Annotated in this window: 21 protein-coding genes, 9 tRNA genes, 1 rRNA gene and 5 pseudogenes; 26 read left to right on the top strand and 10 right to left on the bottom strand. The window is 39.4% G+C overall.

Translation table 11 applies throughout. From position 1 onward, the window contains the following. The first annotated feature begins 29 nt into the window (after positions 1-29). From rrf to SanJ4206_RS07350, 10 genes are all read left to right on the top strand, one after another. Positions 30-145: ribosomal RNA gene (gene rrf, locus SanJ4206_RS07395) — 5S ribosomal RNA — on the top strand. A 30-nt stretch (positions 146-175) separates the two neighbouring features. Continuing rightward, a tRNA-Val gene (locus SanJ4206_RS07390) sits at positions 176-248 on the top strand. Between the two features lie 25 nt (positions 249-273). Further along, positions 274-346, top strand: a tRNA-Asp gene (locus SanJ4206_RS07385). 27 nt (positions 347-373) lie between these two features. Next, a tRNA-Lys gene (locus SanJ4206_RS07380) sits at positions 374-446 on the top strand. Between the two features lie 9 nt (positions 447-455). Further along, positions 456-537, top strand: a tRNA-Leu gene (locus SanJ4206_RS07375). A gap of 10 nt (positions 538-547) precedes the next feature. Continuing rightward, positions 548-620 (top strand) — tRNA-Thr (locus tag SanJ4206_RS07370). A 19-nt stretch (positions 621-639) separates the two neighbouring features. After that, positions 640-711 (top strand) — tRNA-Gly (locus SanJ4206_RS07365). 7 nt (positions 712-718) lie between these two features. Then, positions 719-804: transfer RNA gene (locus SanJ4206_RS07360), tRNA-Leu, on the top strand. Between the two features lie 9 nt (positions 805-813). Beyond that, positions 814-887: transfer RNA gene (locus tag SanJ4206_RS07355), tRNA-Arg, on the top strand. A gap of 41 nt (positions 888-928) precedes the next feature. After that, positions 929-1,002, top strand: a tRNA-Pro gene (locus SanJ4206_RS07350). A gap of 30 nt (positions 1,003-1,032) precedes the next feature. Here the strand turns inward: SanJ4206_RS07350 and SanJ4206_RS09980 are convergent. After that, positions 1,033-1,215, bottom strand: a pseudogene (locus SanJ4206_RS09980) (hypothetical protein). On the opposite strand from SanJ4206_RS09980, the pseudogene SanJ4206_RS07345 reads away from it, so the two are divergent. After that, positions 1,209-2,701: pseudogene (locus SanJ4206_RS07345) on the top strand (IS1182 family transposase). The pseudogenes SanJ4206_RS09980 and SanJ4206_RS07345 overlap by 7 nt on opposite strands. Positions 2,702-2,751: 50 nt before the next feature. Here SanJ4206_RS07345 and SanJ4206_RS07340 read toward each other — a convergent pair. Both SanJ4206_RS07340 and SanJ4206_RS07335 read right to left on the bottom strand, forming a co-directional pair. Next, a protein-coding gene (locus SanJ4206_RS07340) for an IS3 family transposase (protein WP_100069415.1) occupies positions 2,752-4,091 on the bottom strand; the annotation gives its coding sequence in 2 pieces (ribosomal slippage) (positions 2,752-3,659 and positions 3,659-4,091; 1,341 coding nt in all). Between the two features lie 319 nt (positions 4,092-4,410). Then, entirely contained in the window at positions 4,411-5,274 is an 864-nt protein-coding gene (locus SanJ4206_RS07335; RefSeq protein WP_037607457.1) for an IS982 family transposase, read from the bottom strand. A 285-nt stretch (positions 5,275-5,559) separates the two neighbouring features. On the opposite strand from SanJ4206_RS07335, the gene SanJ4206_RS07330 reads away from it, so the two are divergent. The 12 genes and pseudogenes from SanJ4206_RS07330 (at position 5,560) to SanJ4206_RS07280 (ending at position 14,374) form a co-directional block, all read left to right on the top strand. Continuing rightward, a complete protein-coding gene (locus tag SanJ4206_RS07330) occupies positions 5,560-6,408 on the top strand; it encodes an SAM hydrolase/SAM-dependent halogenase family protein (protein ID WP_003029899.1) in 849 nt (282 codons plus the stop codon). A 15-nt stretch (positions 6,409-6,423) separates the two neighbouring features. Next, positions 6,424-6,972 (top strand): ECF-type riboflavin transporter substrate-binding protein, encoded by a 549-nt coding sequence (locus tag SanJ4206_RS07325; RefSeq protein WP_326845526.1) that lies wholly within the window; start codon positions 6,424-6,426, stop codon positions 6,970-6,972. 341 nt (positions 6,973-7,313) lie between these two features. Beyond that, the gene (locus SanJ4206_RS07320) at positions 7,314-7,526 is read left to right on the top strand and encodes a helix-turn-helix transcriptional regulator (protein WP_022525079.1); all 213 of its coding nucleotides are present in this window, start codon (positions 7,314-7,316) and stop codon (positions 7,524-7,526) included. Then, positions 7,516-7,980: pseudogene (locus tag SanJ4206_RS10065) on the top strand (DUF6773 family protein). The gene SanJ4206_RS07320 and the pseudogene SanJ4206_RS10065 overlap by 11 nt, the downstream one beginning before the upstream one ends. A 13-nt stretch (positions 7,981-7,993) precedes the next feature. Beyond that, positions 7,994-8,479, top strand: coding sequence for a DUF6773 family protein (locus tag SanJ4206_RS07310; protein WP_003029906.1), 486 nt, complete (start codon positions 7,994-7,996; stop codon positions 8,477-8,479). Beyond that, on the top strand, positions 8,476-8,691 hold the full coding sequence (locus SanJ4206_RS07305; protein ID WP_003029907.1) for a DUF6773 family protein: 216 nt from the start codon (positions 8,476-8,478) through the stop codon (positions 8,689-8,691). The genes SanJ4206_RS07310 and SanJ4206_RS07305 overlap by 4 nt, the downstream gene beginning before the upstream one ends. A gap of 768 nt (positions 8,692-9,459) precedes the next feature. Then, positions 9,460-10,221 (top strand): nucleoside phosphorylase, encoded by a 762-nt coding sequence (locus SanJ4206_RS07300; protein WP_003029909.1) that lies wholly within the window; start codon positions 9,460-9,462, stop codon positions 10,219-10,221. Positions 10,222-10,231: 10 nt separating this feature from the next. Further along, positions 10,232-11,083, top strand: a pseudogene (locus SanJ4206_RS10095) (ATP-binding cassette domain-containing protein); the annotation flags it as partial. Positions 11,084-11,107: 24 nt separating this feature from the next. Further along, positions 11,108-11,911, top strand: a pseudogene (locus tag SanJ4206_RS10090) (energy-coupling factor ABC transporter ATP-binding protein); the annotation flags it as partial. Further along, positions 11,904-12,740, top strand: coding sequence for an energy-coupling factor transporter transmembrane component T family protein (locus SanJ4206_RS07290; RefSeq protein WP_003029911.1), 837 nt, complete (start codon positions 11,904-11,906; stop codon positions 12,738-12,740). The pseudogene SanJ4206_RS10090 and the gene SanJ4206_RS07290, both read left to right, overlap by 8 nt. Positions 12,741-12,772: 32 nt before the next feature. Next, positions 12,773-13,525: an SDR family oxidoreductase gene (locus SanJ4206_RS07285; RefSeq protein WP_003029913.1), complete on the top strand. Its 753-nt coding sequence runs from the start codon at positions 12,773-12,775 to the stop codon at positions 13,523-13,525. A gap of 21 nt (positions 13,526-13,546) precedes the next feature. Next, complete coding sequence (locus SanJ4206_RS07280) at positions 13,547-14,374, top strand: glycosyltransferase family 8 protein (RefSeq protein ID WP_003029914.1); 828 nt, start codon at positions 13,547-13,549, stop codon at positions 14,372-14,374. A 37-nt stretch (positions 14,375-14,411) separates the two neighbouring features. Here the strand turns inward: SanJ4206_RS07280 and rsmG are convergent, their stop codons facing one another. Next, the gene (gene rsmG / locus SanJ4206_RS07275; RefSeq protein ID WP_037608037.1) at positions 14,412-15,125 is read right to left on the bottom strand and encodes a 16S rRNA (guanine(527)-N(7))-methyltransferase RsmG; all 714 of its coding nucleotides are present in this window, start codon (positions 15,123-15,125) and stop codon (positions 14,412-14,414) included. Positions 15,126-15,272: 147 nt separating this feature from the next. Here rsmG and SanJ4206_RS07270 point away from each other — a divergent pair, with 147 nt between their 5' ends. Together SanJ4206_RS07270 and htpX are read left to right on the top strand one after the other, a co-directional pair. Beyond that, positions 15,273-15,833, top strand: a complete 561-nt coding sequence (locus tag SanJ4206_RS07270) for a LemA family protein (RefSeq protein WP_022525077.1) — start codon at positions 15,273-15,275, stop codon at positions 15,831-15,833. Position 15,834: 1 nt separating this feature from the next. Next, positions 15,835-16,737 carry a zinc metalloprotease HtpX gene (gene htpX, locus SanJ4206_RS07265; RefSeq protein ID WP_003029919.1) on the top strand — a complete coding sequence of 301 codons (903 nt, stop codon included), beginning with the start codon at positions 15,835-15,837 and terminating at the stop codon, positions 16,735-16,737. 37 nt (positions 16,738-16,774) lie between these two features. On the opposite strand, the gene SanJ4206_RS07260 is transcribed toward htpX, so the two are convergent. Together SanJ4206_RS07260 and SanJ4206_RS07255 are read right to left on the bottom strand one after the other, a co-directional pair. Then, positions 16,775-18,004, bottom strand: coding sequence for an MFS transporter (locus tag SanJ4206_RS07260; protein WP_003029922.1), 1,230 nt, complete (start codon positions 18,002-18,004; stop codon positions 16,775-16,777). Continuing rightward, positions 17,988-18,188 carry a hypothetical protein gene (locus SanJ4206_RS07255; protein ID WP_003041551.1) on the bottom strand — a complete coding sequence of 67 codons (201 nt, stop codon included), beginning with the start codon at positions 18,186-18,188 and terminating at the stop codon, positions 17,988-17,990. The genes SanJ4206_RS07260 and SanJ4206_RS07255 overlap by 17 nt, the downstream gene beginning before the upstream one ends. Before the next feature lie 187 nt (positions 18,189-18,375). Between SanJ4206_RS07255 and SanJ4206_RS07250 the strand changes: the two genes are divergently transcribed. After that, positions 18,376-18,915 carry a DUF177 domain-containing protein gene (locus SanJ4206_RS07250; RefSeq protein ID WP_003029925.1) on the top strand — a complete coding sequence of 180 codons (540 nt, stop codon included), beginning with the start codon at positions 18,376-18,378 and terminating at the stop codon, positions 18,913-18,915. A 122-nt stretch (positions 18,916-19,037) separates the two neighbouring features. Here SanJ4206_RS07250 and SanJ4206_RS07245 read toward each other — a convergent pair whose 3' ends face one another. From SanJ4206_RS07245 to SanJ4206_RS07230, 4 genes are read right to left on the bottom strand one after another with little or no spacing between them, the layout of a single operon-like run. Next, positions 19,038-19,265 carry a hypothetical protein gene (locus tag SanJ4206_RS07245; RefSeq protein ID WP_003029926.1) on the bottom strand — a complete coding sequence of 76 codons (228 nt, stop codon included), beginning with the start codon at positions 19,263-19,265 and terminating at the stop codon, positions 19,038-19,040. Further along, positions 19,265-19,993 (bottom strand): ABC transporter permease, encoded by a 729-nt coding sequence (locus tag SanJ4206_RS07240; RefSeq protein ID WP_003029927.1) that lies wholly within the window; start codon positions 19,991-19,993, stop codon positions 19,265-19,267. Before SanJ4206_RS07240 ends, SanJ4206_RS07245 begins: the two co-directional genes overlap by 1 nt. Beyond that, positions 19,977-20,711: an ABC transporter ATP-binding protein gene (locus SanJ4206_RS07235; RefSeq protein WP_003029928.1), complete on the bottom strand. Its 735-nt coding sequence runs from the start codon at positions 20,709-20,711 to the stop codon at positions 19,977-19,979. The genes SanJ4206_RS07240 and SanJ4206_RS07235 overlap by 17 nt, the downstream gene beginning before the upstream one ends. Further along, positions 20,701-21,366: a TetR/AcrR family transcriptional regulator gene (locus SanJ4206_RS07230; RefSeq protein WP_003029929.1), complete on the bottom strand. Its 666-nt coding sequence runs from the start codon at positions 21,364-21,366 to the stop codon at positions 20,701-20,703. The genes SanJ4206_RS07235 and SanJ4206_RS07230 overlap by 11 nt, the downstream gene beginning before the upstream one ends. Positions 21,367-21,479: the final 113 nt, after the last annotated feature.

Raw genomic sequence — 21,479 nt, 5'->3', positions numbered from 1 at the left:
CAATTTTGAGTGTGTTAGATACTCAGCAGTTAAGTGACGATAGCCTAGGAGATACACCTGTACCCATGCCGAACACAGAAGTTAAGCCCTAGAACGCCGGAAGTAGTTGGGGGTTGCCCCCTGTGAGATATGGTAGTCGCTTAGCAAGGATAGGAAGTAGAGATACTTCCTTTTTGGGAGTTTAGCTCAGCTGGGAGAGCATCTGCCTTACAAGCAGAGGGTCAGCGGTTCGATCCCGTTAACTCCCATTTCTTTAAGCGGAAAAGCTTAATAGGTCCCGTAGTGTAGCGGTTATCACGTCGCCCTGTCACGGCGAAGATCGCGGGTTCGATTCCCGTCGGGACCGTTTTAGTGTATAGAGATACATTAGAGAGACTCGTTAGCTCAGTTGGTAGAGCATTTGACTTTTAATCAAAGGGTCACTGGTTCGAGCCCAGTACGGGTCATAGTCACAGGCGGGTGTGGCGGAATTGGCAGACGCACCAGATTTAGGATCTGGCGCTTAACGGCGTGGGGGTTCAAGTCCCTTCACCCGCATAGGAGATAAGCCGGCTTAGCTCAGTTGGTAGAGCATCTGATTTGTAATCAGAGGGTCGCGTGTTCAAGTCATGTAGCCGGCATTAAAGGAAAGAAGCGAATGCGAACGTAGTTCAGTGGTAGAACATCACCTTGCCAAGGTGGGGGTCGCGGGTTCGAACCCCGTCGTTCGCTTGAGGAAGCCGGGGTGGCGGAACTGGCAGACGCACAGGACTTAAAATCCTGCGATTGGAAACAATCGTACCGGTTCGATTCCGGTCCTCGGCATAGGAAAGAGCACCCTTAGCTCAACTGGATAGAGTACCTGACTACGAATCAGGCGGTTAGAGGTTCGACTCCTCTAGGGTGCATAGAAAAGAAGTCTCCTAGGACTTCATTTTTTCTATCTATACGGGAAGTAGCTCAGCTTGGTAGAGTACTTGGTTTGGGACCAAGGTGTCGCAGGTTCGAATCCTGTCTTCCCGATATTTTATTTGATATTAGATGAAATAGGTGTTAGTTTTTAACATCTGGAGCCTGGGACAATAATGTCTCGATTCTATCAAAAAAAAGCAACGGTTTTGCCGTTGCTTTTTGCATGGTTGCGATAGTCTTGGTAAAATAGAATTGCTTAATAAACCATTTAGAAAGGCTATCTCATGCACATTCACTATAACACAAATCAGACAACTTTGCCACTAGAACTTGCTTATGTCTTGCCCCAAGGTCACATCGTCTTCACTATCGAAAAGGTCGTCAATACACTAAAAGCCGGTCAGTTTCAGTCTTTCTACATGATTTTGGTCGCCCTTCCTATCACCCAAAGTTACTTCTGTCTGCCCTCCTCTTTGCTTATTCCCAAGGAAGTTTCTCTGGCCGTAAGATTGAAAAGATGATGGCAGAAAATCTAGCCATGCAGTACTTGACAGGGCAGTTGGTTGTCAGCTACCGGACCATCAACCGTTTCCGTGTAGCTGCCGGGATGGAAAATCTGCTGCGAGAACTCTTTATCGAGCTCAATCTTCAGTTGAAAATGGAAAAGTTGGTAACACTTGATGGTCTCTACATTGATGGCACTAAGATTGAGGTCAACGCCAATAAGTATAGTTTCGTTTGGAAGAAAGCGACAGAGAAATTCTCCGCTAAACTTCAAGAACAGATGCAGGTCTATTTCCAAGAAGAAATCACCCCTCTTATCCATCAAGCCATTGAACTGGATACACAAGAGTCCATCTCCTCAGAACAGTTGACTGAGTTCGCTCAACTTCTTGAAGAAGAATTGGCTGGACTGAGCCAAGACATTGAGGAAACACCAGTTAAAGGTAAGGACGAGCGTAAGACCAAACGCCGCAAGCTCAAGAAAGTCCTGCGTAAAGTCAAGGATGATTTTTCAGTGCGGGCCGAAAAATACGAGATTTATCAAGAGACCTTCCAAGGTCGAAAGAGTTTTTCTAAGACGGATCATGATGCGACTTTCATGAGAATGAAAGAAGATCCTATGAGAAATGGACAACTCAAACCTGGCTACAACCTACAAATCGCTACTGAAAATCAGTTCGTCCTTCACTATGACATTTATCCAAATCCAACAGATACCAGAACGCTCTTGCCTTTTTTAGAAACGTATCCACATGAGTTAAAAACGGTTGTCGCCGATGCGGGCTATGGTAGCGAGGAGAATCTTCTCACCTTGGATAGGATGGGCGTTGACCACTTGATTAAATATGGTCTTTTTGACAAGGAACAGAAGAAAAAACACAAAGAATCTAATAGGAATTTGGCTAACTGGACTTACGATGGAACAGCTGATTCCTACACCCATCCAGAGGGTTGGGTATACCAGTTTGACCATCTCAAACACAGCCATACCACGATAGGTTTCAAGCAGGAAATCAGGGTTTATAAGGCAGAACAACCTGACTTGGCTCCGCAAAAGGGACTTTATGTCAATGAGCGATATCAAGTCTTAAAACGAAAAGAAAGCCAAGTGCTTTTATCTGACGAAGGCAGTCACATCTTTGCCCAACGTAAAGTTGATGTGGAACCTGTCTTTGGTCAGATAAAGGCTTGTTTGGGGTACAAACGGTGTAATCTCAGAGGCAGACGTCAGGTTAAAATTGACATGGGCTTGGTTCTCATGGCCAATAACCTACTGAAATATAACAAGAAATTAACTAAAAACTAAAAGAGAGACTTACACCAAATGTACTGACCCCGAAAAGTTAGACAATTAATTTATCCAAAGGATTTAGTTCTGTATTGCACAGGGCTAAGTCCTTTTAGTTTTACCTTAATCCGTTTGTTGTTGTAATAATCAATATAGTCTACAATAGCTTGTTCCAATTGCTCAAGTGAGTGAAACGTCTTCTCATAACCATAAAACATCTCAGACTTAAGAATACCAAAGAAGGACTCCATCATACCGTTATCTGGACTGTTTCCTTTACGTGACATGGACGGTTGGATTCCTTTATCCTCTAAAAAACGATGATAATACTGATGTTGATACTGCCATCCTTGATCACTATGAAGAATGGTATTCTCGTAATGTTCCTCTGTGAAGGCTTGTTCTAGCATATCTTTCACTTGTATCAAATTCGGTGACGTAGAAAGATTATAGGCGATATTAAAGCCATCTAAGATTGGCGATAAGTAGAGCTTTTGACTGCTTGCTGGAATGGCAAACTCTGTCACATCTGTGTAGCACTTTTTCATTGGTTTGGATGCTTCAAACTGGCGTTGAATAAGGTTATCTGCTTTCTTGCCAACTTCTCCTTGATAGGAAGAATACTTACGTTTACGACGAATTCGAGCACTTAAACCAAGAGCCTTCATCAGACGTTGGACCTTTTTATGGTTCACTACAAAACCACGATTCCTTAATTCGAGTGTTATTCGGCGATAACCATAATTTCCTTTATGCTCAGTAAAAATAGCTTGAATTTCAGCTTTAATATCATGATTTTTATCGCTTTTATCTAGTTGCTTTAGCTGGTAATAATAGGTTGAACGAGCTAGCTTAATAATCTTTAGAAGAATCTCTAAGGCAAACTCTGTCACTAATCCTTGAACAATTTCTGCTTTTCTTCTTGATCCTTTTCGTCCCTCAATCGGAGTTCTCTCAACTTTTTTAGAATGGCATTCTCCGCTCTCAAATAGTCTAATTCTTCCTGAAGTCGCTCTAGCTCTGTCATCTCTTCGGGTTTCTTCTTTGGTTTACGTCCCATTTTAGGCGGTCTCCCTCTTGTTTTCTCAACAATAGTATACCCGTTTTTCTTATATTGTGCTATCCAATTAGGCAACATTCCAACACTTGGAAGAGCATAATCTAGAGAGACCCTTATTTGTGAACGACCTTCAAGTAGAACTTCATCAATGATCTCTTGTTTTAGTTCAGGTGAATAGTAACAATTCTTTCCTTTTTTGACGATTTCCATTCCATAACGATCAATCAATTTAATCATGTACTGAAGATTGGTAATTTTTATCCCAAATATATTTGAAAGCTCTTTGAAGCTGCGCCCTTGTTTTCTAAGTTCATAGATCTGAACTTTATCTTTATAAGTTAATTTCATAATAAAAACACCCCAAAAGTTAGATTTTTTTCTGTCTAACTTTTGGGGTCCAGTTCAAAATGTGGCTCTCTCTTTTATTAGCTGAGAAATCTTTTTGTCTCAGGCTCTTTTTCTTTTTGTTCAATATAATTGTAGCGGGGAGATGCCAGCGAATATTGAATAGAGGTGAAACAATTTGCTTTTCTTTTCTATATTCAAATGTCGCTGGCTGATTTGTTATCAATTTCTTGAATCATATGTTACATTCTGGAGAGATCTGAAATTTTATAAATATTATGTTAGAAATTATTATATTTTAATAGTAATGTTACCCATGGTGCTAGTTAAACTCAAAATAGCTCAAATTATAAGCCAATAGGATTTGTTCAATCCTCAACTGTAGTCCAGCTACTCCTCTGGCGAAGGTGTGTTCCATATCAAAGAGAGCACATAACTCAGAAAAGCGCGTTTCAATGGTTCGCCTCATAGCCAGTAATCTCCAGTTGTTATGCTGGCTCGCTCCTTCCATGTTCTGACGCAGTGGGGTCCATAAGTGATACCCTCTCTGTTTCAACCGATTTTTAAGAGCCTGACTGAGATACCCTAAATCTGCTAAAATCACAGATTGTTGGCAGCCTTCCAATAAATCCTCCACCGCTTTGATATCATGAACAGAAGCTGAGGTGACAATATAGTTCAGAATATAGCCAGATAAGGTAACGAGCATGTGAACTTTGAAACCGTAAAACCACTGGTGTTTTGACGCATTGTAGCCAATGTCTACCAATCCTTCGAAAATACTTGCTCTATGGTTACGAACAGACTGACAAAGTGGTAGGGGAGAACTGTCTACGATGGCAATCGTATCGGAGGAGATTTGGTCATTCATCGCCTGTCGAATGAGTTGTAGCAACCAAATCAACTGTCTTGAGCGACGATTAAAGCGACTTCTTTCAAGCAGTCGACCACAGGGAAATAGTTGGCAGATTCGGTGAAAATGATGTTGGGATTTGATTCTTAGTTCAGCTTGCAAGAGCAGTAAGACTAATAGAGATTCATCCGAAACTTTTGACAAGCTGACATTACGGCGATGCTTCAATGAATCAGGGTAATAATCCCGATAAAGCTGATGACAAATTTTGGATAATTGCTTCATATTCCATTGTAAATGATGGGATTTAGCGGTATACTGTAAGTGGCTCATTGGGACAACCTCCTGTTTGTTTCGTCACTTACAGTATAGTCCAAATGGGCTTTTTATGGTGTTTTGAGTTTAACTAGCACCACGGGTTAATGTTATTTTTTAATATTAGAGATTTGTACCAAGTTTGAATTAGAATGATATTTTTTGTTAAAGTAGCTATTCTGTATTTAGTTATTGGGGGATATGGGCAAATAGCTATAGAGAGTATTTATCAACGTGATAAAAAATAGATATGGATAAGAAACTTAATTTATGTTATGATATAAGTGTAATAAAGGAGAGAAAATGCAGAATAATTTACTGGTATTACAGTCAGATTTTGGTTTGGTAGATGGGGCTGTATCAGCAATGGTCGGTGTGGCCTTAGAGGAATCCCCAACGTTAAAAATACATCATTTGACTCATGATATTACGCCTTATAATATTTTTGAGGGAAGCTATCGTTTGTTTCAAACGGTGAATTATTGGCCGGAAGGGACAACGTTTGTATCCGTTGTGGATCCAGGTGTCGGTTCTAAGCGTAAAAGCGTGGTTGCCAAAACTGTACAAAATCAGTATATTGTCACGCCAAATAACGGAACGCTTTCGTTTATCAAGAAACATGTGGGAATTGTTGCGATTCGTGAGATTTCGGAAGTGGAAAACCGGCGGAAGAATACGGAACATTCTTACACGTTTCATGGCCGAGATGTTTATGCTTATACTGGTGCGAAGTTAGCAAGCGGACACATTACATTTGAAGAAGTGGGCCCAGAATTAAGTATAGCTGAAATTGTAGAAATTCCTGTTGTGGAAACGACAATTGGGAATGATTTTGTTAGTGGGGCTATTGATATTTTAGATGTTCGTTTTGGTTCGCTATGGACGTCTATTACACGTGAGGAATTTTATACTCTTAGTCCTGAATTTGGTAATCGGTTTGAGGTCACGATTTATAATAACGATATGCTGGTCTATCAGAACCAGGTGACTTATGGGAAATCTTTTGCGGATGTACGGATTGGTCAGCCGATTTTGTATATCAATTCTCTTTATCGTGTTGGTCTTGCTATCAATCAGGGGTCTTTTGCGAAGGCCTATAATGTAGGAGTCGGAGCGCAATGGAGTATTGAAATCAAGCGGATTGAAAAATAAATAATAAAGGAGATTATTATGAAAAATAATTCAATAAGAAGTGTTGTCGCAACGGGGATTGGTGCAGCTCTCTTCGTCGTTATTGGAATGATTAGTATTCCAACTCCTGTGCCAAATACCAGCATTCAATTGCAGTATGCTTTGCAGGCCTTGTTTAGTGTGATTTTTGGTCCAGTGGTTGGATTTTTAACGGGCTTCATCGGGCATGCCTTAAAAGATTCTTTGCAATATGGAAATCCTTGGTGGTCATGGGTCATTGCCAGTGGTTTGTTTGGCTTGATTGTTGGACTGTTTCGGAAAAGAATCCGTGTTACACAAGGTATTTTTGAAGCAAAAGATATTGTATCGTTTAATGTGATTCAATTGTTGGCCAATGCTGTGGTGTGGATTGTCATCGCCCCGCTTGGTGATATTTTGATTTACAATGAGCCTGCAAACAAGGTGTTTGTCCAAGGTGTTGTTGCAACGATTTCTAATGGTTTGACCGTTGCCATTGCGGGAACAGTGCTTTTGCTAGCTTATGCCCGCACGCAAATCAAATCAGGAAGTTTGAAAAAAGATTAGTGACATGAAGCGAGAATGAGACGGAGTGAAGGTTTGAAAATGATTCTTCCTACTCTCACCACTGCGTTGTTGGTTTATTGCACAGTATGCTTTGAAGCTGGAGATGTTTGTTCCAGCTTTTTTATTTTTAATTTCAATAAAATATCACACAAAATGTAATTTATATATTGCATTTTATATAATATAGTGTGTAATAGTAGTGAAGAAGGAGAGTGGATCATGAAAATGATTCAAAAAGTAAGAGATTTTTATTTTCATGAGTCTCAGTTTTAGTTGCTTAACTCATGATTTCACTCTGCACGCTACAAAGAAAAATGGTTCTGACTCAGAGGATAAAGAGAATGGCAAAAAATCTTAAACTAAAAATGGCTCGGGTCGAGCATGATTTGACCCAGAGAGATTTGGCAGATGCGATTGGTGTCACGCGACAAACGATTGGTTTAATTGAAGCGGGGAAATACAATCCTAGTCTCGGTCTCTGTATTGCAATTTGTAAACGATTGGATAAAACATTAGATCAATTATTTTGGGAGGAAAATAAAAATGAAAATTAAAAAGAAACGAGTCCTTCAAGATGAGCGAACGATACAGATGGAACAAAAATTAGGTAATGAGATTGCTTTTTTAGCGGTTATCTTGTTGTTGACATCTATCTTTATTAAAATGACATTTTTACATCTATCAATTGCAGCGTAGCTACCGGAAATTGTGATAATAGTAGGAATGGAGCTTTATGCGCTTATTCGTTCTTGGAAGCTTGGTTTGGCAATTCGTCAGTATGATTCAGAAAAAGGATTGAAAAGTCGTTTAGTAAACGGATTTACGGTGGCATTCATTATTTTATCTGCTTCTTTTGTTGGCAAGTTCTCTAAAATACAGCTATATTTGAATCAGCACTCAATTTTAAAATTTTTAGTTATTCTAGTGACGATTGCTTTGGTTTCTTGTCTTTTGGATAGAGGAGTTGATTGGTTGAACACCAAACGTCAGAGACAATTAGAAGAATAGCAAAGGAGAGCAGATGAAATTCATAAAACGTCAGATTTTGGATGAGCGAGAAGAGCAACTGGTCAATAAAGCAGGAATGGAAGCTTTTAGTTTTCTGATGGCTAGTAATCTTACCTTTTATATTGGAAGTATTTTTATCCATTCGGGCAAGGTCTATACACAGCTATTCCTGTTCTCAAGTCTCATTGCATTCCTATACTTTTTGGAGAGTTGCCGGCGGCTAGGAGCTAATTATTTTAATAGTTTCACCTTCACTATTTGGGGTGTTATGGCAATGACGGCTTTGGTGACGGTTGTGATTTTGGTGCAGAATTTTCAAATCAATCATACTGTTTATCAGAATAATCCATTGCATGCCAAGTTTTTAGTTGTGATTCCGATTACGTTTCTGATTTACCTTCCAATCATGATAGTGTTCAATCTGATACTAGAAGTTATTGGAAAATGGCAGAAGATGCGATTTGAGAAATATTTAGCGGATTTAGAAGATGAATCATGAGCAAAATAAAGGATTGTTTTGGCGGCGAAAAGGACGAGCGTATTCGGCAAGGGACATACAAGGCTGAAGCCTATGCGTTTCGATTTTTACTGGTATTTTTGATAATTGCAATCAGTATCAAGTTTTTCTTTCTTGATTCTCCAATAGAAAGTTATGTTGATGAATTAGCAGCTGTTTTGCTTGCTGGATGTGTTCAATTGGCTTTTAAATAAATACAATCAACACCGTCGAGACAAGATTGATATGGAAATAGAAGATTCTGAATAAAAGAGGATGGAATTCTTTTGGGAGAGAAACAGTTCATTGTTATGATACAGATACAGAGGCAGGGACAATATGCTCCCTGCCTTGCTTTATAATGGTAAAACGCGCTGTGATTGAGCTTTTCATTTCCTTTTTAGGTTTAAGAAAGTACCTAATGCAGAAAATATTGTCTGGGTAAGCTGTCAGAGGGTCAGACGGAGTAAACTGGTATTGGTTTATGTCATCCGAGGGTCGGACGGAACAAACTAGTTTTAGTTCATGTTATCCGAGGGTCGGACGGAGCAAACTGATTTTGGTTCATGTCATCCAAGGTTCGGACAGAGCAAACTGATTTTGGTTCATGTCATCCGAGGCTCGGACAGAGCAAACTGATTTTGGTTCATGTCATCCGAGGCTCGGACAGAGCAAACTGATTTTAGTTCATGTTATCCGAGGTTCGGACAGAGCAAACTGATTTTGATTCATGTTATCCGAGGCTCGGACAGAAGAAACGAGTTCTTGTTTGCTCCGTCGACCGAATCGAGCATTTTAACCATTATCACATGTTCTCATTAACCGTGTAGGGTTGGCAAGAAGCTGAACGCTTGTTGTTTGGTCAGATTCTTTTTCACGTTCAAGGTTTAATTTAGCGGTAATGTTCGCAGACTTCAAAATTGATTTTCATCTTATTTTCTTTTATGCTACAATAGAATGAGTAAGTACAAGAGGAGAAGTGGATGATTTTAGAGGAATTTGATGAAAATCGTCAGGCGATTATCAATCCAGAAGATTTGGTCGAGGCGTTGCCGGATTTTCCAGAAACAGTAGTATCTTGCTTTGCTCGTGAGACCTTTAAGCGCATGCTGGCTGATTTTCAGCATGAGTTGCTAGCTTCTACTTCTATGGCAAATATTGAGATTCCTATTTACAAGGTTTTTGTGGAAGAAAGAGAAATAGCTCTGTTTAATGCACCAGTTGGGGCATCTGCCTGTGTGGCGATTTTGGAAGATTTGATTGCCTTTGGAATGAAGAAGCTGGTTCTCTTTAGGACTTGTGGGGTTTTGGATGAGGATATTAGGGAAACATCTATTATCGTGCCCCATACTGCGATTCGTGATGAAGGGACCAGTTATCATTATCTGCCGGCTTCTGATGAGGTAGAAGTAAATGTCGGTTTGCGGGATTTTTTACGGTCATTTTTAGCTGATAAAGGAATTTCTCATACAGTTGGAAAAGTTTGGACGACAGATGGCATTTATCGGGAAACGGCTGCGAAACTTCGGACGCGAAAAGATGCGGGAGCGATTTGTGTAGATATGGAATGTGCGGCGGTTGCAGCTTTGGCAGCTTTTCGTGAGATTTCCGTTTGCCATTTCTTTTATGCGGCGAATCACTTGTCAGAAGAAGCCTGGGATATGCGCAATTTAGCCAATCATGCAGACCTAGATGAGAAAGACAAAGTGGCTAACTTGGCAATGCAAATTGCCCTTGCCTTATAGAGAACATGCTATGAAAAAACCAATTATTCAATTTGAAAACTTTAGTTTTCAGTATCAAGCACAGACAGAACCAACCTTGAAAAATGTTGATTTGACGATTTATGAGGGAGAAAAGGTCTTGATAGTCGGTCCTTCTGGTTCGGGAAAGTCCACTCTTGGACAATGCTTAAATGGCATTATTCCAACTATTTATCATGGAGAAATGACTGGGAATCTGTGGATTCAAGGTAAGTCTGCGTTTGGCAGCAGCATTTATGACTTGTCCAATCTTGTTAGTACTGTCTTGCAAGATACGGACGGACAGTTTATCGGACTGAGTGTTGCAGAAGATTTGGCCTTTGCTTTGGAAAATGATATGATGGATTTGCCGACGATGAAAGACAAGGTGCATTTGTGGGCGGAGAAATTGGATTTGTTATCGCTGTTACACCAGCGTCCCCAAGACTTATCTGGTGGGCAGAAGCAGCGGGTCAGTTTGGCCGGGGTGCTGATTGACGAAAGTCCGATTTTGCTCTTTGATGAACCTTTGGCAAACTTAGATCCGAAGTCGGGACAGGATACGATTGAGCTGATTGATCAGATTCATGCGGAAGCAGGAACAACAACGATTGTTATCGAGCACCGTCTGGAAGATGTGCTGTATCGGTCTATTGATCGAATCGTCCTCATCAATGACGGACAAATTCTCTTTAACGGCAGTCCTGATGACCTGCTGCATACGCAGTTATTAGCCGAAAATGGGATTCGAGAGCCGCTTTATCTGACCACCTTGCGTCAGCTTGGTTTTCAGCTGGAAAATTCTGCACAGTTAGCAAATTTAGCTCAGATAGATGTCTCTACTGTTCAGTTTTCGGGTGAAAAAGTCTCTATTCAAAAATCACAGGCCCAGGATGATTTGCTGAAGTTGAAAAATGTCCAGTTTGCCTACGGTGAGAAAAAGGTTTTACAAGATATTGATTTTACAATCTCTAAAGGCGAAAAAATTGCCATTGTCGGGAAAAACGGTGCTGGAAAATCCACGTTAGCCAAAGCGCTCTGCCAGTTTATCGCAACAGAAGGAAGCTATACTTGGCAGGGAAGAGACATCAAAGGCGACTCCATTAAAGAGCGGGCAGAACGGATTGGTTACGTTTTGCAAAACCCAAATCAGATGATTTCAACAACCATGATTTTTGATGAAGTTGCCTTGGGATTGAAGCTGCGTGGGATTGCAGAAGATGAGATAAAAGAGCGTGTATTGGCTGTGCTGAAAAACTGTGGTTTATATGAATTTCGGCATTGGCCCATTTCTGCTCTGTCTTTTGGGCAAAAGAAGCGGGTGACCATTGCTTCGATTTTAGTGTTAAATCCAGAGATTATCCTTTTAGATGAGCCAACGGCTGGCCAAGATCAACGCAATTATACAGAAATCATGAATTTCTTAGATGAGTTGAACCAAAAAGGGCATACGATTATCATGATTACGCATGATATGCAGCTGATGCTGGATTATTCTGACCGTGCGGTTGTGATGTTAGACGGAAAGATCTTGGCAGACAAAACACCGGCCGAAGTTTTGACAGATAAGACTTTGATTCATGCAGCGAACCTTAAGGAAACGTCTATCTTTTCCTTGGCTAAGAAATTAAACGTTAATCCACTAGCTTTAACAGAATTTTATATGCAAGAAAGGGAGGAAAGCCATGCTTAATCAGCAAAAACTTATTGGTTACCATGCGGGAACGACCTTTTTGCATCGCCTATCCGGAGCGAGTAAGTTACTGTTTTTCATTTTGGTATCAACTGCAGCGATGATTAGTTACGATACTCGCTTGCTGTTGGTCATTGCGATTGGCTCACTCTTTCTTTTTAGAGTTTCGAACATTCATTTTAAAGATGTATCGTTTGTTTTGGCTTTTGCAGGTATTTTTGCCGCTTTGAATCTTATCATGGTTTATCTGTTTGCTCCTCAGTACGGAGTGGAGATTTATGGCCAACAGACGGTCTGGTTCAGCGGATTAGGCAGTTATACCGTAACTGCGCAGGAAATCTTTTATCTGTTTAATCTGTTCTTGAAATATCTCTGTACCATTCCTTTGGCAGTTATTTTTCTAATGACCACTCACCCTAGTCAGTTTGCGTCCAGTATGAATCAAATCGGAATTCCTTATAAAATTGCCTATTCTGTCAGTTTGACGCTGCGCTATATTCCTGACTTGCAGGAGGAATTTTACCTGATCAAAATGTCGCAAGAAGCGCGTGGACTGGAATTGTCCAAAAAAGCAAAATTAAGCCAGCGTATCAAAGGGAACCTGCAAATCATTATTCCATTGATTTTTAGCTCACTGGAACGGATTGATACGATTGCAACAGCCATGGAATTGCGGCGTTTTGGTAAAAATAAAAAGCGGACTTGGTACACTTATCAGGCTTTTCAGAGATTGGATATTGAAGTGATTTTGCTGGCTATTTTATTTTTACTACTCAGTTTTTTACTCTTTTTTGTTAATCACGGTCGCTTTTACAATCCTTGGCTATAAACGAAAATTGAAATGTACATAGGAGGAAGAAAATGATTGCATTGTTAACAGGAGCTTCAGCTGGTTTTGGTGAAGCTATTTGTCGTCGCTTGGTGGCAGAAGGTCACCGAGTGATTGGAGCAGCGAGAAGATCAGAAAAATTAGCGCAACTTCAGCAGGAATTGGGCTTTGCGAACTTTTATCCGCTTCAAATGGATGTGTCGGATACAAAAAGCGTGGATCAGGCTTTAGAACATTTGCCAGAGGATTGGCGAACGATTGATATTTTGGTCAACAATGCAGGTCTGGCATTGGGCTTAGACAAGGCTTATGAAGCAGATATGCAAGATTGGCTGACGATGATTCAGACCAATATTATTGGTTTGGTTTATCTAACACGTCAGATCCTACCGCAAATGGTAGAGCGAGATAGCGGATTGATTATCAATCTAGGTTCGACTGCTGGAACGGTTCCTTATCCAGGTGCCAACGTCTATGGAGCTAGTAAAGCATTCGTGAAGCAATTTTCTTTGAATTTACGTGCTGATTTGGCAGGACATCATATTCGTGTTACTAACATTGAACCCGGTCTTTGTGAGGGAACAGAATTTTCAAATGTCCGATTTAAAGGGGACGATCAACGAGCTGAAAAGTTGTATGAAGGAGCTCATGCTATTCAGCCAGTTGATATTGCCAATACTGTTGCTTGGATTGTTGGACAGCCTCCTCATGTCAATATCAACCGGATTGAAATCATGCCTGTTTCACAAACGTTTGGAGCGCAGCCTGTTTTTCGAGAAGAATAGATGAGATAGAATGGGGAGAGTATGACAGAAATAAACCTTTTGTTTTCAATTGATGATCGCTATGTAGAGCAATTTAAAACGACTTTGTATTCAGTTTATTTGAATACACCGTCAGCTTTGCTGCATGTATTTGTCTTGCAAAAACAATTGTTAAAAAGGAATGTGGAGATTGAGGAATTTTGTGAGGCACTAGGGATCATCTATGAACCAGTCGTGATTGGTGAAAAAGCTTTTGAAGATGCTCCAAGTACTGATCGGTATCCAGAAACAATCTACTATCGCTTGCTGGCACATGAATACCTTCCTCAAGATTTGGATCGGATTCTTTATTTGGATGCAGATATTTTATGTTTGAACGACATTTGTCCTCTTTATGAAATGGAGTTGGGAGCTTCTTTGTATGCTGCGGCTAGTCATGGATCAGATGACAATATGACAGATTTAGTCAATAAGCTGCGCTTACAAAATTTTGAGGCAGAAAGTTATTATAATTCAGGCGTTTTGCTTATGAATTTGACCGCCATTCGAAAAGAAGTGAAACGAGAAAAGATTTTAGAATACATTGCTCAAAATAGTTTTAAACTCTTTTTACCGGATCAAGATGTGCTAAATGCCTTGTATGGGCATTTGACAATTCAAATTCCAGATGAATTGTATAATTATGATGCACGCTACAATGTGCTGTATTATGCTCGGAGTAAAGGAGAGTGGGACTTGGATTGGATGATTGAGAATACCGTTTTTCTTCACTTTTGCGGTCGAGATAAGCCTTGGCTGACAGAATACCACGGACGCTATGCTGCACTTTATAAGCATTACCAACATCGCAGCCGAAAAGTTGGCAGATAAAAACGAAACCAACCAATTAAATGGTTGGCTTTTCTTTTTATAACGGCCGTTTATTAGGCATCCCTGCTTTGCGCGGGTATTTATTGGGAGTTTCTTTTTTTTTGCCAACAACCGTGATATACCGCGGGTCGCCATTGGGGAGTTGGTAATGAATGTTTTCTTCGACTTTGCTGAAAAGAAGGCTAAGCGCGGTTTTTGCTTCCGTTAATTCCTCAGGAGCATTGCTGGCTTTGAGCGCTAAAAGGCGACCACCAACTTTAAGAAAGGGAATGGTCAGCTCGGCTAAGACCTGCATACGAGCAACAGCGCGTGCAGTGACAATATCAAACTGGGCGCGAAAGTCTTTATCTTGAGCAAAATCTTCTGCCCGACCATGATAAAAATGAACTTTTTCCAGACCTAATTCGTCAGCCAAGTGATTTAAAAACAGAATACGCTTGTTTAGAGAATCAATAATCGTCACATCTAGCTCTGGATAGAGGATTTTCATCGGAAGACTCGGAAAACCTGCTCCAGCTCCAATGTCCAGCAGTTTAATGCCTTTATTGTCAATCAATCCCTGTAAAATTGGCGCAATGGAATCATAAAAATGCTTGAGATAAACTTCCTTTTTGTCAGTAATAGCTGTCAGGTTGATATTTTCATTCCATTCAACGAGCAGTTCAAAATAGCGTTCAAATTGCTGCTTTTGTCGGTCTGTGAGTTCAATCTGGTGTTGTTTTAAGAGTTCATAAAATTCTTCGGGTGTCATCATTTGTCCTTACTTGTATCTTCTTGTTTCTATTATACCAAATAATCAGAAGAGAATCTTTAAAATTTCTCTTTTGAAGAAGTCTAAATTTTTATTCTTTTCATTTTTCTGGTATAATGTCTATAATAAATTTAAAGGAGAATGATTATGTGGATGATTATTTTAGCTATTGTAGTGGTACTAGTGCTGTTTGTAATTGCTAGTTACAATGGTCTTGTCAAAAGCCGCATGCAAACCAAAGAAGCATGGAGTCAGATTGATGTTCAATTGAAACGTCGAAATGACTTGTTGCCAAATTTGATTGAAACGGTCAAAGGGTATGCCAAATATGAAGCATCAACGTTTGAAAAAGTAACAGAACTGCGTCGGCAGGTGGCTGCTGCAACAACTCCAGCAGAAGCTATGAAAGCAAGTGATGCCTTGACGCGTCAGATCTCAGGAATTTTTGCTGTTGCAGAAAATTACCCAGAATTACAAGCAAGTACAAATTTTGTAAAATTGCAAGAAGAATTAACTAATACTGAAAATAAAATCTCGTATTCTCGTCAGCTTTATAATAGTGTAACAAGTAATTATAATGTGAAGTTAGAAACATTTCCAAGTAATATTATTGCTGGAATGTTCAGTTTTAAGCCAGCAGATTTCTTGGCTGTTCCAGAGGAAGAAAAATCCGTACCAAAAGTTGATTTTAGCGGTTTAGGTGACTAATATGCTCTTTGATCAAATTGCTAGTAATAAAAGACGAACGTGGGTTCTCTTGATTGCATTTTTTGCTCTCTTAGCGATTATTGGTGCTGCAGTTGGCTATTTGTGGTTCGATTCGATTCTTGGCGGAGTGTTGATTGCCTTTATCATTGGAGGGATTTATGCTTTTAGCATGATTTTTCAGTCTACCGAGGTTGTCATGTCCATGAATGGTGCTCGACAAGTCACGGAAGCTGAGGCTCCTGATCTTTATCATGTGGTAGAAGATATGGCAATGGTAGCCCAAGTTCCTATGCCACGAGTGTATATTGTTGAAGACTCATCACCCAATGCTTTTGCAACAGGCTCAAAACCTGAAAATGCTGCAGTAGCAGCGACAACAGGTCTGTTGAATATGATGAATCGTGAAGAATTAGAAGCTGTTATTGGACACGAAGTGAGTCACATTCGTAATTATGATATTCGAATTTCAACGATTGCAGTAGCTCTAGCAAGTGCTGTGACGATGTTGTCCAGTATCGCAGGACGCATGATGTGGTTTGGTGGTGGCAGCCGACGTCGAAGCAATGATGATCGTGATAGCAGCAGTGGTTTAGGAATCATCATGCTGTTGTTATCCTTGATAGTCATTGTTCTTGCTCCTCTAGCGGCAACTTTGGTGCAGTTGGCTATTTCGCGCCAGCGGGAATTTTTAGCTGATGCCTCCAGTGTTGAGCTGACTCGTAATCCACAAGGTATGATCAATGCCTTGCAAAAGTTAGATGGAAGTGAGCCCATGCATCGCAAGGTTGATGATGCTAGTGCAGCTCTCTATATCAATGACCCTAAAAAGCCAGGTGGTTTGCAAAAACTTTTTCACACTCACCCTCCGATTAGTGAGCGGATTGAACGTTTGAAAAATATGTAAAAATAACTCTCCTAATGACATAACTGGGAGAGTTTTCTTATCTGTTTTTCCAAGCAAGTCCAAGGGCGAGTACTCCTAGTAGAGTAAATACAGTCCAACAAATAGTCATATTCCAAACAGCAAGAGCTGTAAAAAGAGTAGTTCCGACAGGAAGGGAGAGACTAAAGAGAAGGGATAAAAAAGAGCTGGTCTGTGCGAGAACATCAGAAGGAAGGCTGTTGAGAAGAAGAGCATTGAGCTTGGGATTGACCTTCGCTGCCAGATACATGAGGAACATGGTGGAAAGAAGAGTAATTAGTTGAGAACCAAAAAATATTTGATTTAATCCAATAAGAACAATGGGAAGGATTGCCCATAAAACAATTTGGGCGACGGAGAGTTTAGCAAAGTAGTCTCTGGGAGTGAGACTTCCGAGAACCATACCTGCCATGACTACTACTTGAATGAGAAATAGTGATTGACTGAAAGTGAAATTCCAGAAAGGACGATTTAAAAGGCTGAGGTTAAAGATGGCATTTAAGCTGCCACCCAAGGCATTAATAATGGCAATGCTGGCTAGGAGCAGTATAAAATTGCTTTTTTCTTCTTTTTGGAAAATTTCTTCGCCCAATTTAAAAATTTCTTTAGCTTGAGTAAGGAAAGAAGTCTTTTTCTCTAATTTTTTGACAGTGACAGGTGCATGAGTTAGCTGTTTGCGGTAGAAATAGAGGACAGTTGAAGAAAGCAGGAAAGCTAGGGCATTGATAGAGGCAACGAAAAAGAAATTTTGATTGCTAATGGCGAGTAGCCATACTCCCAGAGCTTGCCCCGAAATAGAACAAATGATAGAGAGAAATTGAGTAAAACTATAGGCTTCCATACGATCTTCTTCAGGAATATTTTTCTGGAAAATAGGCATTTGCAAACCGCCGCGGTAGTCACTGAGAATATCTGAGATGATGTTAATTAAGCAAACAAAGGAAAAAGCGATTAGACTTTTTTGATAAGTCAGCATTGCAACAAGGACAAACAATATTGCTTGAATGTAGCCTGTGGCAATCAGCCAGTACCCTTTTTCGTGCGTTTGGTCAGCCCGCTTACCGACATAAACAGTAAAAAGGATAGGAGCAAGTAAGATAATATTGGCAGTTCCAACTGCGAATTTAGCATGGGGCAGACTTGCTGCAAAAACTACAAAAACAAGATTGTAAATAGAGGCTCCTAAGTAGTTGAAAAAGCGAGAAAGAGCTATGACACGAAAAAGTGAATTTTTAATCAATAGTTTCATCTGCTTTATCTCCTGAATATTTTTTGACAAGTTGTTTAGCGAGGCTAGGACTTTTGAGTTGAAACCTTTTACCCTGTGTGACAAATTCCCAAACCTGACGAATATCACTCTTTATGGTTCGCTTAACAATTCGACTTTCACTTGATGTGAGAGTAATTCTTTTCTTTTCAATGTATATATTCATAAATTGTTCTCCTAAAAGCTTTATTGCCACCATTATAGCGGGGTATAACAGGGTTTTCAAGGTCTTTTAGCCAAGTGGTGTCAAAGGGAAAGTGACTGGTAGAAAACGGCAGGGTAAGTTGCAAAGAAAGGCGCACAAACAGAAAGAAAATGCTATAATGGTTTAAGGAATATTGGAGGAAAAGTATATGCTAAATATTCATGAAATTCGTAAGAACCCCGATGGACTAGACTTTGAAGTGAATTTTGACTTAGTTGCTGATTTAAAAGGGCGTAACCCTGAAATTTTGGGTATCCGCGATGTGCTTGCAAGAGGCAAGGCTCAGTATGAGGACGGTCTTTACTTTTTAGACTATGATTTGTCCTACACGATTACTCTGGCGTCCAGCCGCAGCATGGAGCCTGTTGAGCGCAAGGAAACTTACTTGGTCAATGAGATTTTCATGGAAAATCATGGCGAGAAGATCAGCCAAGACTTGATTGATGATGACCTCGTTTTGGGGCTTGAGGGCGATGAGATTGATCTGGCAGAAAGTGTAGCGGATAATATCTTGCTCAATATCCCGCTTAAGGTCTTGACGGCTGAGGAAGAAGCAGGGCAGGATTTTCCAGTGGGACAAGACTGGCAGGTCATGACCGAGGAAGAATACCGCCGCCAGCAAGAAGAGCAAAAAGCAAGCAAGAGCCCTTTTGCTAGACTGAAGAACCTGTTTGATGAAGAAAATTGAGTTAATAATCCAGATAGAAGAAACACACAAATATATATTTGTGTGTTTTAATATTTTTAAATGTTAGGATTTATTCTTTTGACGTGGATATCTCTTGGAAAATTGAAAGTAACTAAGAATAATTATAACAATAACTGAATGATACCACTGATAATTCCTAAGCAGCCTAATCCAATGCAAATCCATCCAATTGTTCGCTTTTTGGAAGACGAGTTGTTTTTTGAAAATAAAAACATGCCTATTCCTACTACTAAGATGATAAATCCAAAAATCATATTGATTTGCAAACCGTTTTTACCAAAAATGCTTTCAAGCACAGTATTAACTGTATTATCTAAGGTCCGTTCCATTATTCTACCTCCATATGGTTTATTTTTTTAGTAAGCAACAATGACACACCAATTCCACCCAAAACAGTAAGGCACATTAAGATAAGAGCGGCTACATCATTTTTATTGCTATTTCCTATAAAACTAAACAGGATATTACAAAATAAAGAGGAAAGAAAGACAGCCGACAAAATGGTAGTTGGTATAGATTTTTTCAAAAAACCAATACCTACAGCTATAATCCCAGTTGATGCTGCTATCATGGACATGATGATTGTTATTTTGATTGCTCTCATCATAAGAGAGACAGTCCATGTGCCTTCAACCAAAGGACTAATGGACTCTGTGATGCCAAATATGCCAAAGGCTAGCACATTACAAGATACCATTGCCATGAGCGTAAAAAGAAAGACAACCATTAATTTTGAACATAATATTTTATCTCTTCTGATAGGGTAGGAAAATAATAAAATAGCTCGTTTATCTTTGTATTCATCAATGATAAACCGTGTACACATGGTGGCAGAGAGTGTTGCGAAGACAGCCATACTTAGTGTTGAAAATAAGGAAATAATTTTAGGATATCCTGCAAATATTTGTAGATCTGGGTCTGGATTTATTTGAGGGGCATATGCAAACAAGTAAATAAAGCCAAGCATTACAATAAAGGTAACGCTACTTGCAATTACATATGTTTTGATATTATTTCTTTTTAATTCTAATTTTATCAATTTAAACAATTTTTTCACCCCCACTCATGATATTGAAGAAATAGTCTTCCAGTCCATTTGGGAATTGATTTTCTATTGCAGACAAGCTAACTTCCTCTACAACGGTGCCATTCACAATGACACCGATAGTATCTGCAATATGTTCTATTTCACTTAATATATGGCTAGATACTAGAATGGTCATACCTTGTTCATTCTTTAGTTGCAAGAATAATTCTCGCATTTCTCTGATTCCCATAGGATCCAGACCATTTATTGGTTCGTCTAAGATGAGTAGTTCTGGTTCATGGACAATGGCTCGCGCGATTGCTAAACGTTGTCGCATGCCCAAAGAAAATTTAGATACTGGCAAGGTTCCAGTGTTATTTAGCCCAACCTTTTGCAAAGCAGAGACACAATCTTTACCTTCTTTTCCCATATAGGAGAGATGGATTTGTAAATTTTCCTCGGCTGATAAATGTTCATAAAATACAGGCGTTTCAATTAAGGTGCCTATTTCTGATAGGATTTCATTTCGCTGTTTTCCAATATCTAATCCCAAGATTTGTATCTTGCCCATTGTTGGTATGAGTAGCCCGGACAGTAGTTTAAATACAGTTGTTTTTCCAGCTCCATTTGCTCCTAGAAATCCGTAGATACTTCCTTTTTCTACGTGAATATTGCAAGCTCTGATAACCTCTTTTTTATCAAAGGTTTTGGTTAGATTGTCTGTTTCGACTGCTAAATTATGTTTCATTGTTACCCTCCTTAAAATATAATCTGTGCAATAAGTTCATGAATTTTTCAATGAGCGTATCATTCAATACATCAATGCCTAGAGAAGCCATTAGGGTTTGTAAGAAATTTAATCGTGTTAATAGCTTCTCTTCATCACAAGTAAATACCGCAGGGTCACACCACACATTTAATAATAGCAAAAAGATTTCTGCGCATTCATCAGGATATTTTGTAACAATAGATCCATCATCAATCCCTTTTTGAATAATTTTAGAAAGAAAAGGAGCATCGTTATTTACACAATCTTTCATGTAGGAGATAACAAATTCTGCACTTTTCATTTTTGAAACCATGGCATCATCTAAATAATGAATTTCTTGATTTTCAATAGTCTTTTCTAAAATAAGTGACAATTGTTCTTTTCCGCTCAGAGAGCTTGTTTGGGATAGTAAGAGCTTCATTGTCCCTTTTGTAGCTTCAGTTTGCCTTTTTGTTACAGCATTTATAACATCATCTTTCGATTTGAAATGATGATAAATGGCACCTTTTGACACATTTGCTGCTTCTGCAATATCTCGCATACTGGTTTTATCAAAACCTTTTTCTAAAAATAATTTGGTTGAAACAGTTAAAATGGTTTCGATAGTAACCTTTGAATCATACTTTTTTTGCATATTATTTACCTTCTTTTTCAAAATACATACCGGCTGGTCGGTTTTTATTATATAACAAAAGGTCTTTTTTGTCGAGCAGTGAAAAATATTTTGTTCACCTAGTTGCAGTTTCG

Source organism: Streptococcus anginosus (assembly GCF_001697145.1).
Classification (GTDB): Bacteria; Bacillota; Bacilli; order Lactobacillales; family Streptococcaceae; genus Streptococcus; species Streptococcus hominis.
Note: the sequence above shows the minus strand (reverse complement) of the source record. Positions and strands in the feature narration are given on the sequence as shown.

Excerpts from the sequence above, each read along its gene's own strand:
- SanJ4206_RS07335 (WP_037607457.1), bottom strand. The coding sequence starts at position 5,274 with ATGAGCCACTTACAGTATACCGCTAAATCCCATCATTTACAATGGAAT.
- SanJ4206_RS07330 (WP_003029899.1), top strand. The coding sequence starts at position 5,560 with ATGCAGAATAATTTACTGGTATTACAGTCAGATTTTGGTTTGGTAGAT.
- SanJ4206_RS07320 (WP_022525079.1), top strand. The coding sequence starts at position 7,314 with ATGGCAAAAAATCTTAAACTAAAAATGGCTCGGGTCGAGCATGATTTG.
- SanJ4206_RS07310 (WP_003029906.1), top strand. The coding sequence starts at position 7,994 with ATGAAATTCATAAAACGTCAGATTTTGGATGAGCGAGAAGAGCAACTG.
- SanJ4206_RS07305 (WP_003029907.1), top strand. The coding sequence starts at position 8,476 with ATGAGCAAAATAAAGGATTGTTTTGGCGGCGAAAAGGACGAGCGTATT.
- SanJ4206_RS07300 (WP_003029909.1), top strand. The coding sequence starts at position 9,460 with ATGATTTTAGAGGAATTTGATGAAAATCGTCAGGCGATTATCAATCCA.
- SanJ4206_RS07290 (WP_003029911.1), top strand. The coding sequence starts at position 11,904 with ATGCTTAATCAGCAAAAACTTATTGGTTACCATGCGGGAACGACCTTT.
- SanJ4206_RS07285 (WP_003029913.1), top strand. The coding sequence starts at position 12,773 with ATGATTGCATTGTTAACAGGAGCTTCAGCTGGTTTTGGTGAAGCTATT.
- SanJ4206_RS07280 (WP_003029914.1), top strand. The coding sequence starts at position 13,547 with ATGACAGAAATAAACCTTTTGTTTTCAATTGATGATCGCTATGTAGAG.
- rsmG (WP_037608037.1), bottom strand. The coding sequence starts at position 15,125 with ATGACACCCGAAGAATTTTATGAACTCTTAAAACAACACCAGATTGAA.
- SanJ4206_RS07270 (WP_022525077.1), top strand. The coding sequence starts at position 15,273 with ATGTGGATGATTATTTTAGCTATTGTAGTGGTACTAGTGCTGTTTGTA.
- htpX (WP_003029919.1), top strand. The coding sequence starts at position 15,835 with ATGCTCTTTGATCAAATTGCTAGTAATAAAAGACGAACGTGGGTTCTC.
- SanJ4206_RS07260 (WP_003029922.1), bottom strand. The coding sequence starts at position 18,004 with ATGAAACTATTGATTAAAAATTCACTTTTTCGTGTCATAGCTCTTTCT.
- SanJ4206_RS07255 (WP_003041551.1), bottom strand. The coding sequence starts at position 18,188 with ATGAATATATACATTGAAAAGAAAAGAATTACTCTCACATCAAGTGAA.
- SanJ4206_RS07250 (WP_003029925.1), top strand. The coding sequence starts at position 18,376 with ATGCTAAATATTCATGAAATTCGTAAGAACCCCGATGGACTAGACTTT.
- SanJ4206_RS07245 (WP_003029926.1), bottom strand. The coding sequence starts at position 19,265 with ATGGAACGGACCTTAGATAATACAGTTAATACTGTGCTTGAAAGCATT.
- SanJ4206_RS07235 (WP_003029928.1), bottom strand. The coding sequence starts at position 20,711 with ATGAAACATAATTTAGCAGTCGAAACAGACAATCTAACCAAAACCTTT.
- SanJ4206_RS07230 (WP_003029929.1), bottom strand. The coding sequence starts at position 21,366 with ATGCAAAAAAAGTATGATTCAAAGGTTACTATCGAAACCATTTTAACT.